The following is a 10,231-nucleotide window of genomic DNA, read 5'->3' on the forward strand; positions in this document are numbered from 1 at the left end:
ATAGCCGCTCCGGTAATAACTTTCTACATAGATTTGCTTCATCCGGACTCCCCATCTTCACCTCCCAGAGAGTCCAATATGTTTCTGAACTTTTGCAGCCCGTCCTATCTTCTCTCCCCTTGGGGGAGAGACAGGAGTGAGGGGTAGAATTATCGCCTTAAGTCTCACCCTCACCTCAATCCTCTCCCGTCGAGGGAGAAGAGAATATTCGCGCCAGATTCTTCGCCCGCTTGGGGCGGACTCAGAATGAAAGGCTTCCACGTTGCACAAAGCTGACAAAGTTCTGCTATAATGGTGGCTCTATTCTCCAGAACGAGGTGACTTATATGTTCAACAAGGAAATCCTCAAGATACTGGAAAGGGACGGCAAACTCACCCCTGGGCAGATTGCTGCCATGACCGGCTCCACCGCGGATGAGGTCGGCAAGGCTATCAAGCAGGCTGAAGACGAGCGCGCCATCGTCAAATACAAAGCCCTCATCAACTGGGACAAGGTGGGCAACGAACATGTCTGGGCGCTCATCGAGGTCAAGATAACGCCCCAGCGCGATGTGGGTTTCGACGCCATCGCCGAGCGCATCTACCGCTTCGATGAGGCACGGACGGTCTATCTTATGTCGGGCACCTACGACCTGGCCGTGCTGGTAGAGGGCAAGTCTATGCAGGAAGTGGCCGAGTTCGTCACGCGCAAGCTGGCTCCAGTCGAGGGAGTGACCGGCACCACCACCCACTTCGTGCTCAAACGCTATAAAGAAGACGGCGAAATAATGGCCGGTAAAGAAGAAGTTAAGCGCCAGGCGGTAATCCTTTAACGAGACCCGTCCATGACAACGATACGTCCTATAAAAACCGAGAAAAGGAGCCGTGTCTCGCAGAGGGCTGACAGCATCGCGCCCTCCGGCATCCGCAAGTTTTTCGACCTGCTGGCCTCCATGGATGGGGTCATTTCGCTGGGCGTGGGCGAACCGGACTACGCCACGCCCTGGCGCATGCGCGAGGCCGCCATTTATTCCCTGGAACAGGGCCGCACCATGTATACCTCCAACCTGGGCACGCCGGAGTTGCGTCAGGAACTGTCCCGCCACCTTGAACAGAGATACGGGCTGAAATACGACCCGGCTACGGAAATACTTATCACCATCGGCGTAAGCGAAGCCCTCGACCTGGCCATGCGCGCCACCATCGACCCCGGAGACCAGGTCATCATGCCAGCGCCCTGTTATGTGGCTTACCCCGCCTCGGTTTCGCTTTCGGCCGGTGAGCCTGTCATGATACCCACGGTTGAAGCCTCCAATTTCGAAATAGACGCCGCCGACATCGAAGCCGCTATCACCCCGCGCACCAGGGCCATTCTGAGCGGATACCCGGCCAACCCTACCGGCGCGGTCATGCCCAGAGAGAAGTTGGAGGCAGTAGCCGAAGTAGCCCGCAGACACGACCTGCTGGTGATGTCCGATGAGATTTATTCGCGGCTGGTTTACGGCATCGAGCATACCTGTTTCGCCGCGTTACCCGGAATGCAGGAGCGGACCGTCCTGCTGGGCGGATTCTCCAAGGCCTATGCCATGACGGGCTGGCGCATCGGGTATGCCGCCGGCCCCAGGGAGATAATCGCCGCCATGACCAAGATACACCAGTACACCATCATGTGCGCCCCCACCATGGCGCAAGTGGCTGCCCTCGAAGCCCTGCGCGGCGGAGAGGAAAGCGTGTTGGAGATGGTGGCCGACTACAACCGCAGGCGCAAGTTGATAGTCAAGGGCTTGCGCGACATCGGCTTTTCCTGCTTCGAGCCCAAGGGGGCTTTCTACGCCTTCCCCAATATAACCATATCCGGCATGAGTTCCGAGATATTCGCTGAAAAGCTGCTCCAGGAAGAAAAGGTGGCGGTGGTGCCGGGCACCGCCTTCGGCGCCTGCGGCGAGGGATTCGTGCGCTGCTGCTATGCCACCTCGCTGCCGGAGTTGGAAGAGGCGCTGGTGCGCATCAGGCGCTTTGTGAACAAGCACAGAACTTGATGTATTTTATTACGCCAAAAATCAAGAGCGGAGACAATCTGGTAGTGGGTCTATTTGACACATAATGTATAATATTTAAGCTATGACAATTGTTGCCGCTGTTAAGTCTAGAGACTGTTTAGTTCTCGGTACTGATAGTATGACTACTATAGTCGGTGCTGGTGCAAATGGCACTACTCAAGTTCTCAAGGGATACAGCAATGCTACCAAGCTTTTTCAATTAGGGAATCTCCCAATAGCCATCGCTACTTGGGGAGCTGGGAACGTTGGCCCGCTTTCCGTAGGTGGGATAGTATCTGATTTTCAAAGCCAAGTGACTTCTAAGACAACTATCCAATCCATAGCACAAGGATTGGCAGCTTTTGTCCAGAAACATTATGCCACTGCCTTTCCACCAACGCCCGCCCCGGTTATTCCACCTGTTCCTACGACGACTCCTGCCCCTAATCCTGTACCTCCAAGCCCTGCGCCAACACCTAACTTGCCAATCTTGGGATTCTTTGTAGGAGGTTATTCGGATCAAACCCCTCTACCTGAACTATGGGAGGTAAAGTTTCCAGGATCAACAATTAATGTTGTACGAGGGACGGGAGACTTTGGGGCTAGTTGGAGAGGAATTGAGATACCCTTCTCACGTTTGTACTTTGGTTTCGACCAACGCATCGCCGATGTTCTAACTAAAGCTGGAGTCTCTGCACAACTAGTCGAGCAAGTGAAAACACAATTCGCCACGCCAGTGATATTTGATTCAATGCCTATTCAAGATGCAATTGGATTCACGGAACACATCTTAAAAACGACCATAGGATATTCTACTTATGAGATTGGGCAAGCCGCTTGTGGAGACCCAATACAAGTGGCTGTGATTCTAAAAAGAAGGGGGTATGTATGGGTACACGAACCAAGCTTTCACGTATGAACATAATCCGGGACGAGTCGACGGTTAGTAAATGGGCAGATACTATAAATAACCACCATTTCATCAAATCAGCAATTGTTGATTTGAATGTCAGTGACCACATGGTAATAGTTGACAGCCATGTCTTTGCGCGAACAGAGCCTCACCTAACAGTGCAACAGGCTAAACACATTGAAGGACAGTCTTAGGTAAATCAATTAACTGTACTATTTCCTCTATATCCCAATAGAGTGACAGTTTATTTAGAGCAAGTCTCTACCAATGGGATTCAAATTGACCCACTACCGACAATCTCCGCTCTTTTTGTTTACCATCCGTTATGGTGTACTCTAGTCTCCGAGTATCTTTGCGCCGATGGTAACTCTTCCGCCGGGTAGCCAATGGAGATAAGAGCAAAGGGGATAAAACCCTCGGGTATCTTGAGCAACTCTTTCATTCCCGCCATGCGCTCCTCGCGGGGATAAACGCCCAGCCACACCGCCCCCAGCCCCAGCCCTTGAACCGCGATAAGGATATTCTCCACGGCCGCCGACAGGTTCTGCGCCATATAGCCCGGGCGTGTTTCTAAACTGGTATCCCCGCACACGAGAACGGCCAGCGGGGCTTCGAGCAACATGCGGGAATAGGGATGGAAATTGGGGATGGCATCGAGAATGGAGCGTTCGGTGATAACGACGAAATGCCAGGGCTGTTTGTTGTTAGCCGAGGGAGCAGCCATGCCGGCTTCGAGCAGAATACGCACTGTCTCCGGGGGTACCAGTTTATCAGTGTAACGGCGGACGCTGCGCCGGCTGAGAATGGCATCAAGGGCTTCCATGAGCACACCTCCTGCGTTTTTCCTCCGAGGAAGAAAACAGCATCTTCTCTCCCCTTGCGGGAGAGACAGGAGTGAGGGGTAGGGTTTAGAGACACAAGTCTCACCCTCACCTCTATCCTCTCCCATCGAGGGAGAGGAGGATTAAAATTAGACCAGCCTCATCTTTTGTTTAACTTCGGCCAGCGTTTGTCTGGCAATGACCTGAGCCCGTTTCGCGCCGTCCGTCATAACCTCGCGCACGTATTCAGGGCGGGCCGCGAGTTCAGCTCTCCGCGCGCGCAGGGGGGCCAGGTCGCGATTGATGGCTTCCGCCAGGGCTTTCTTGCAGTCCACGCAGCCGATTTTAGCGGAGCGGCAATTCTCGGCCAGAGTGTCCACTATCGAAGGTTCGAAATTCTTGCGCAGCTTGTAGACATTGCACACTTCGGGGTGTCCCAGGTCGGAGCGTAACTTGCGGGCGGGGTCGGTCACCGCCGACATCACCTTTCTGGTGGTCTCTTCCGCCGTGGCCGCCAGCTCTATGTGGTTGCCCAGCGACTTGCTCATCTTGTCTTTGCCGTCCAGCCCCACCACCAGCGGGAAGCTAGTCAGCTTGGCCTGGGGCTCGGCGAAGGTCTCGCCGAAATGCTCGTTAAAGCGGCGCACAATCTCACGGGTCAGCTCGAGATGCGGCAACTGGTCCTCGCCCACCGGCACGACATCCGCCCGGTAAAGCAGAATATCGGCCGCCTGCAGCACGGGATAACCCACCAGCCCGTAGTTCACGTTGTGCGGGTGCATCCTGACCTTCTCCTTGAAGGTGGGCACGCGCAGCAACCAGCCGAGCGGCGTGACCATGCCCAAGAGCGTAAAGAGCTCGGTCACCTCCGGCACGTGAGACTGCACGAAGATGATGCTCTTTTTGGGGTCCAGCCCGGCAGCCAGCAGGTCTAGCAGCGCTTCGTAGATGTTCTCCTGGAGCTGGCTCGTTTCCTCCAGAGTAGTAAGGGCATGCAGGTCCACGATACAGTAGACACAGTCGTATTCGTCCTGCAGGGCGACATAGTTCTTGACCGCCCCCAGATAGTTGCCTATATGCAGGCGTCCGGTGGGGCGAACGCCCGAAAAAACACGCTTTTTCATAATGCTCCTTCAATAGAAAAGTGTAACACAGGACTCGTTAGGTCGGCAACGCGGGGAGTCAAACTCCCCCTTTGGGAAAGGGGGACTAAGGGGGATTTTTCCAGATGCTGTTTGTGTTTTGGCCGAAAGAATCTCTCTCTTATCTCTCCTTTCCAAGGAGAGAGGAATTATTGTCAATTCTTCACCTTCGTGGGAGATATAAGAGTAAGGTAGGCCTATTCACTAAAAGCTGCCCGCCGAGGGTTTTTTCACTCCCCCGTCACGTCGCGCAGGCGGGCCATCACGTCGTCGATGGTCTCGTCGTCTGTAGAAGCCCCCGCCGTTACGCCAATTTTTTGCTTGTTCTTGAGCCAGGCCGGGTCTATCTCAGCTGCCGTTTCAATCAGGCGCGTATCCGCTACCGTGGAGCACAGCTCGAAGAGGTGCTTGGTGTTGGCGCTGTTGCGCCCGCCGATGACGAAAACTATATCCGAGTCTTTGGCCATCTTGAGTGTGTCGGCTTGTCTGCGGCGTATGTCGTGGCACAGCGTATCGATGACGCGTATCTCGGCGTCCTTCACCAGCGCTATGTCGATGACATCCTTGACGAAGCGCGAAAAGGCCTTCGGTATCTGCGTGGTCTGTGAGAGAAGTCCCAGCTTGCGCGGGAGCTCCTCCAGTTTACTAAGGTCGCGGGCGTCCAGCGTCGCCATGCCCTTGCCGTCAGCCCAGCCCAATATGCCTTTGACCTCCGGATGATCCACGTCGCCGAAAACAACGGTGTAAAAACCCGCGTCCGCCAGTTTGCGGGCAGCCACCTGGGCGCGCTTGACGAAGGGGCATGTGGTATCGATGGCAGTCAGCCCGCGGGATTCGATCTCCTCGGTAACTCTGGGGCCGACGCCGTGCGCGCTGACAACCACGGTTTTGCCTTTAATATCGGAGACATTGTCGACGATGCTGACTCCGTGCTCGGCCAGCTTTTTCAGCACCTGCTGGTTGTGCACCAGAGCGCCCAGTGTCTCCACGCCGCCCTGCTTATCGGCCACATCGGTAATGATATCGATGGCGCGGCGCACGCCCATGCAGAAACCGATATTGGAGGCTTTTTTTATCCTGGTCGGCATGAGACTATTCCCAACAAATCAATATATATTTCTTGCACAATTTACCACGAAATAGCTCCGCTGTAAAAATGAATTGCGGATGCGCTCTCTCATCAGCAGTTGCTTAACGCCCCGCTTTACCCCATAATGAATTCAAGGCTATGAACGCACTCAGCATCGGCAAGATACGCGGCCTTCAGCAGATAGCCGGCGCGGACGGCATCTTCACCATGTGCGCCATGGACCACCGTGGCTCGCTGGAGAGCGTGCTGTGCGCGCCAGAGCGTACCGACAATTGCCCCCGCGAGATGACCGATTTCAAGCTGGACTTATGCGAGGCTTTAGCTCCCTATGCCAGCGCAGTACTGCTCGACCCCATTTACGGAGCAACGCAGTGCATATCGCGCAGCCTCATCCCCAAAACCTGCGGACTGCTGGTCAGCCTGGAGGCCACCGGATACACGGGCGACAGCCAGTACCGCAAGACACGGCTGCTTGAGAACTGGAGCGTAGCCAAACTGAAGCGCATGGGGGCTTCCGCTGCCAAGATGCTGGTCTATTACCGCCCGGACCTCAGGGAGTTGGCGCAAAAACAGCTTCAACTGGTGGGAGAGGTGGCGCGTGAGTGCCAGCGATTCGATATCCCTTTCTTGGTGGAACCTCTCAGCTATCCCATCGGGGAAGAGGTCAATAGCGCCAAACAATTCGCGGAGATCAAGAGCAGCGTAGTTATCCAGACGGCCAGAGACATGACAGCCCTGCCCATCGACGTGCTCAAGGCCGAGTTTCCCGCCGACCTGGCGCATCAGCGTGACGATAGAGAGTTGAGACGTTCCTGCGAAGAACTCAATAATGCGTCGCAAAAACCCTGGGTTATCCTCAGTGCCGGAACCAGCTTCGAGCCCTTCATCAAAGAGGTTGAGCTGGCCTGCCGCGCTGGGGCTTCCGGGTTCCTGGCAGGTCGCGCCGTCTGGCAGGAAGCCATCGCCATGACAGACGGCAGTGTGCGGCGTAAATTCCTGGCAACTATTGCCGCGGACAGGCTCAAGAAGCTGGCGGAAGTCGCTCATCAATACGCTGCTCCCTGGTATAAAAAGCTGAGCCTGACATCCCAGAACCTGGCCGAAATCACATCGGATTGGCATACATCCTACGAAGATAACACATGATAGCTACTATCACGCTGAATCCCTGCCTGGACAAGTACATTTCGGTGGCACACCTGGAGATGAACGAGACCAACCGCAGTCAGGCAATTACTCAGTATGCCGGAGGCAAGGGGCTGGACGTTTCGCGCGCCGTGCACGAGATGGGCAGCGAGACTATGGCCTTCGGTTTTGCCGGCGGCAACGAAGGCATAACTCTTACGACTCTGCTGGCGCAAGAGGGAGTGCCTTTCTCGTTTATCCCTATCAACGAAGAGACGCGCAGTTGCTATATCATAAGCGAGACCGATTCAGCCCGGCAGTTCCGCATCAGCACGCCCGGGCCAGGTATCAGCATGCGGGAAGTCAACAACCTGACTGGCGTCGTCTGAGAGATGCAGCCTGCTCCGAAACTCCTTGTTTGCGGGGGTTCGGTGCCGCCCGGACTTCCGGCGGATGTTTACGCCGTCATTATCCGCAAGGCGCGCCGGCACAGTATAAAAACTATCCTGGACTCGTCCGGCATCTACCTCAAAGAGGGCATCAAAGCACGTCCATTCCTTATCAAGCCGAACGAGCGCGAAGCCGAAGAACTGCTCGGCAGGCCGCTGGCATCCGAAAAAGACATGGTGGACGCTGTAAATAAGGTGGTGCGCATGGGCGTCGAGATAGCCGTGATTTCGCTCGGCAAGGACGGTCTTATTGCAGCCGATAAGTACGAGACAATCAAGGCCATCCCACCTCCTGTGACTGCCGTAAGTACGGTGGGGGCGGGGGATTCGGCCGTAGCCGGGCTGGCTATTGCACTGGAGGGTGGCGAATCACTCATACATACATGCCTGCCGGCTGGCGGTGGCCATGGGGACGGCCGCTGTGCTGATGCCGGGCACGACGCTGGCGCGCCGTGCTGATGTGGAAAGAATTCTGCCTCTGGTCAGGACTGAGAAGTTAAGCTAACCCCTCACACCTATTGCAAGCCACTTTTCAAAATCTTCGGGGGCCTTGGGAGCCAGTTCGCCCTCTCCGCTCACCAAGCTGATTTCTTCAACTGCCGGCTGTTGGGTTTTAGCCACGGGCTTTTCTTCTTCACGCTGCAGGCGCGCGGGCTGTTCGTCACCAGCAATCAGGCTCTCTGCTAGCGCCTGTCTAGTCTCTTTCCTGACGCCTTCTTGCATGTGTTTGACTATCTCATCGGCCTTGATGCCGACACCCTTTAATGTCTCATCCAGAGCCGCCGTGGATGCCTCCTCAACCCTCAGAATGAGAGCATCGCGGAAACGGGCCCCATCTCGTCGGCGCGGGAGCGGGTTTCCTCGCGTATCTTGAGAACAATCTGCTTGGCCCTCTGTTCGTATTGACGCAGCAGCTTCTCCGTTTCTTCTTCGGCCTCCTGACGGGCCGATTTGCTCGCCAGGGCTATCACGTCATCGGCCTCTTTGGCCAGTAAAAGCATCACATCGGCCGGGTTGCCGTAATTGTTCTTGCCATTATCTTCAGACTTCATCATTCACCTACATTTTTCCCGACTTATCTATCACATTCTTCACTGTCCAGCACTTAAATGCAATCACCCGTAAGTTCCCTGCGCTGGTAAAGTGGTACTATGTCTTCATTGAAACAAAGCAATTCCACTCGATTGTAGTCATTCGGTTGACAATAACAGGCTGGTCATCTATGATTAGAAAACCGATGTCACTCTGGAACAAACCCGTTCATCCCTCCTTCCCTTCATACCGTGTTCCAAAAGGAGTTAATCATGCCTTTTAAACTGGGGCCTTTAGAGCTCGTCGTTATTCTGGTTATAGTTTTGCTTATTTTCGGAGTCGGCAAATTGCCGCAGATCGGTTCCGCGCTCGGTAAGACGATGAAAGCCTTCAAGACCGGGCAGACTGACGACGAAGAGGAAGAGGCTAAACCACGCCCCAAGGCCCGCAAGAAGGCAGCCAAGAAAACAGCCGAAGCTTAAAGGCTCGCTTGCTTTTGTTCGGCATCACGAAATAAAAGCCGCTGGATTTATGGCGTCTTCTTGACTCGGAGGAGTATTTCAATTTAGTTGCGCTTTTTCCCCTCCGCTCACCGGGAGCGCAGAGGAACTAATTTATAAAAGGAGAGTGTAAATGCCTTTCAAACTGGGACCACTGGAGCTAGTTCTTATCCTCGTCATCGTCTTCATCATCTTCGGCGCCGGCAAGCTGCCTCAGATATTCGGCTCCGTCGGCAAGGCCATCCGCAGCTTCCGCGAGGGCTCGAGCGGCTCCGAGGAAGAGGAAGTGGCGGAGGCCAAACCCCGCCGCAAGACCAAGAAAGCCACCAGTAAAGAAGTATAAATCCGCTGGATTTGATACCCGTTCCGGATTGGAGATGAAGCCTTGAGTTTCCTGGGCATGGATATCGGCTGGGGGGAGCTGCTCATCATCCTTATCGTGGCCCTGCTCGTGGTCGGCCCCGATAAGCTGCCTGAGTATGCGCGCAAGACAGCCCGTTTCGTGCGCAATTTCCAGAAGGTGACCACCGGCCTCACCGGACAGATATCCAAGGCCATCAACCTCGATGATGAAGAGGACGGCAAGGCTGCGGGCTTCAAGAAGGACCTTATCGAGGTCAAAAAATCCCTCGAAAAAGACGTGGCCGACCTCAAGGCCACCCTCGATGCCCAGTCCAAAGCCGTCTCCGAGACTGTGGAAGCCGGCACCAAAGACGCAGCCGTCAGTCTTGAGCAGAATGCCAAAGAGATTTCCGAGACTCTCGACATACAGGCCAAAACTGTCTCCGAGACGGTTGCAGCCGGGGTCAACGAGGCTACCGCTCAACTCGAAAAGAGCGCCGAGGAGGTCTCGGCGGCGGTCGCCGGCAGCCCCGAGACTGCAGACGCGCCCCTGGACGAGGCCCCCGCTCCCGCTCCCGAACCCGACCCCGTTCCTTCTCCCGCGCCAGCCAACGATTTCGAGTAACCAATATGATGCTGAAAAGTAGCCTGACCTGGAGACAAAATGGTTGACGACGCCCTGATAGTGCCGGGTGCCGAAGGCCGCGCTCCTTTCATGGCACACCTCAAAGAGCTGCGCAACCGCATACTCTATTCGGCCATCTCCGTGGCCCTCGGTCTGGGGGTCGGCATGATTTTC

13 protein-coding genes and 1 pseudogene are annotated in these 10,231 nt (G+C 55.3%); 9 read left to right on the plus strand and 5 right to left on the minus strand.

From position 1 onward, the window contains the following. The first annotated feature begins 326 nt into the window (after positions 1 to 326). The 4 genes from C4542_04275 to C4542_04290 all read left to right on the plus strand — a co-directional run bounded on the left by C4542_04275 (position 327) and on the right by C4542_04290 (position 3,125). Positions 327 to 812, plus strand: coding sequence for an Lrp/AsnC family transcriptional regulator (locus C4542_04275; GenBank protein RJO62365.1), 486 nt, complete (start codon positions 327 to 329; stop codon positions 810 to 812). A gap of 12 nt (positions 813 to 824) precedes the next feature. After that, positions 825 to 2,018 carry an aminotransferase class I/II-fold pyridoxal phosphate-dependent enzyme gene (locus tag C4542_04280; protein ID RJO62366.1) on the plus strand — a complete coding sequence of 398 codons (1,194 nt, stop codon included), beginning with the start codon at positions 825 to 827 and terminating at the stop codon, positions 2,016 to 2,018. Positions 2,019 to 2,655: 637 nt separating this feature from the next. Beyond that, on the plus strand, positions 2,656 to 2,937 hold the full coding sequence (locus C4542_04285) for a hypothetical protein (GenBank protein RJO62367.1): 282 nt from the start codon (positions 2,656 to 2,658) through the stop codon (positions 2,935 to 2,937). Further along, on the plus strand, positions 2,934 to 3,125 hold the full coding sequence (locus C4542_04290) for a hypothetical protein (GenBank protein ID RJO62368.1): 192 nt from the start codon (positions 2,934 to 2,936) through the stop codon (positions 3,123 to 3,125). Before C4542_04285 ends, C4542_04290 begins: the two co-directional genes overlap by 4 nt. 119 nt (positions 3,126 to 3,244) lie before the next feature. On the opposite strand, the gene C4542_04295 is transcribed toward C4542_04290, so the two are convergent. The 3 genes from C4542_04295 to ispH all read right to left on the minus strand — a co-directional run bounded on the left by C4542_04295 (position 3,245) and on the right by ispH (position 5,982). Continuing rightward, positions 3,245 to 3,754: a nitroreductase family protein gene (locus C4542_04295; protein ID RJO62369.1), complete on the minus strand. Its 510-nt coding sequence runs from the start codon at positions 3,752 to 3,754 to the stop codon at positions 3,245 to 3,247. Positions 3,755 to 3,901: 147 nt separating this feature from the next. Then, the gene (gene trpS / locus C4542_04300; GenBank protein ID RJO62370.1) at positions 3,902 to 4,876 is read right to left on the minus strand and encodes a tryptophan--tRNA ligase; all 975 of its coding nucleotides are present in this window, start codon (positions 4,874 to 4,876) and stop codon (positions 3,902 to 3,904) included. Between the two features lie 248 nt (positions 4,877 to 5,124). After that, positions 5,125 to 5,982 carry a 4-hydroxy-3-methylbut-2-enyl diphosphate reductase gene (ispH, locus tag C4542_04305; GenBank protein RJO62371.1) on the minus strand — a complete coding sequence of 286 codons (858 nt, stop codon included), beginning with the start codon at positions 5,980 to 5,982 and terminating at the stop codon, positions 5,125 to 5,127. Between the two features lie 140 nt (positions 5,983 to 6,122). Between ispH and C4542_04310 the strand changes: the two genes are divergently transcribed. After that, positions 6,123 to 7,130: a tagatose 1,6-diphosphate aldolase gene (locus C4542_04310; GenBank protein RJO62372.1), complete on the plus strand. Its 1,008-nt coding sequence runs from the start codon at positions 6,123 to 6,125 to the stop codon at positions 7,128 to 7,130. Further along, positions 7,127 to 8,063 (plus strand): annotated as a pseudogene (gene pfkB, locus C4542_04315) (1-phosphofructokinase). Before C4542_04310 ends, pfkB begins: the two are co-directional and overlap by 4 nt. Here pfkB and C4542_04320 read toward each other — a convergent pair. Both C4542_04320 and C4542_04325 read right to left on the minus strand, forming a co-directional pair. Beyond that, positions 8,060 to 8,281, minus strand: a complete 222-nt coding sequence (locus C4542_04320; GenBank protein RJO62373.1) for a hypothetical protein — start codon at positions 8,279 to 8,281, stop codon at positions 8,060 to 8,062. The pseudogene pfkB and the gene C4542_04320 sit on opposite strands and share 4 nt — an antisense overlap. A gap of 80 nt (positions 8,282 to 8,361) precedes the next feature. After that, positions 8,362 to 8,610 carry a hypothetical protein gene (locus tag C4542_04325; GenBank protein RJO62374.1) on the minus strand — a complete coding sequence of 83 codons (249 nt, stop codon included), beginning with the start codon at positions 8,608 to 8,610 and terminating at the stop codon, positions 8,362 to 8,364. Positions 8,611 to 8,862: 252 nt separating this feature from the next. Here C4542_04325 and tatA (C4542_04330) point away from each other — a divergent pair, with 252 nt between their 5' ends. The 3 genes from tatA (C4542_04330) (at position 8,863) to tatB (ending at position 10,057) form a co-directional block, all read left to right on the plus strand. Continuing rightward, positions 8,863 to 9,072, plus strand: coding sequence for a twin-arginine translocase TatA/TatE family subunit (gene tatA / locus C4542_04330; GenBank protein ID RJO62375.1), 210 nt, complete (start codon positions 8,863 to 8,865; stop codon positions 9,070 to 9,072). A gap of 151 nt (positions 9,073 to 9,223) precedes the next feature. After that, the gene (gene tatA, locus C4542_04335; GenBank protein ID RJO62376.1) at positions 9,224 to 9,433 is read left to right on the plus strand and encodes a twin-arginine translocase TatA/TatE family subunit; all 210 of its coding nucleotides are present in this window, start codon (positions 9,224 to 9,226) and stop codon (positions 9,431 to 9,433) included. Between the two features lie 42 nt (positions 9,434 to 9,475). Further along, the gene (tatB, locus tag C4542_04340) at positions 9,476 to 10,057 is read left to right on the plus strand and encodes a twin-arginine translocase subunit TatB (GenBank protein ID RJO62377.1); all 582 of its coding nucleotides are present in this window, start codon (positions 9,476 to 9,478) and stop codon (positions 10,055 to 10,057) included. The last annotated feature ends 174 nt before the right edge of the window (positions 10,058 to 10,231 follow it).

It is taken from the genome of Dehalococcoidia bacterium (assembly GCA_003597995.1).
GTDB lineage: Bacteria > Chloroflexota > Dehalococcoidia > Dehalococcoidales > UBA1222 > SURF-27.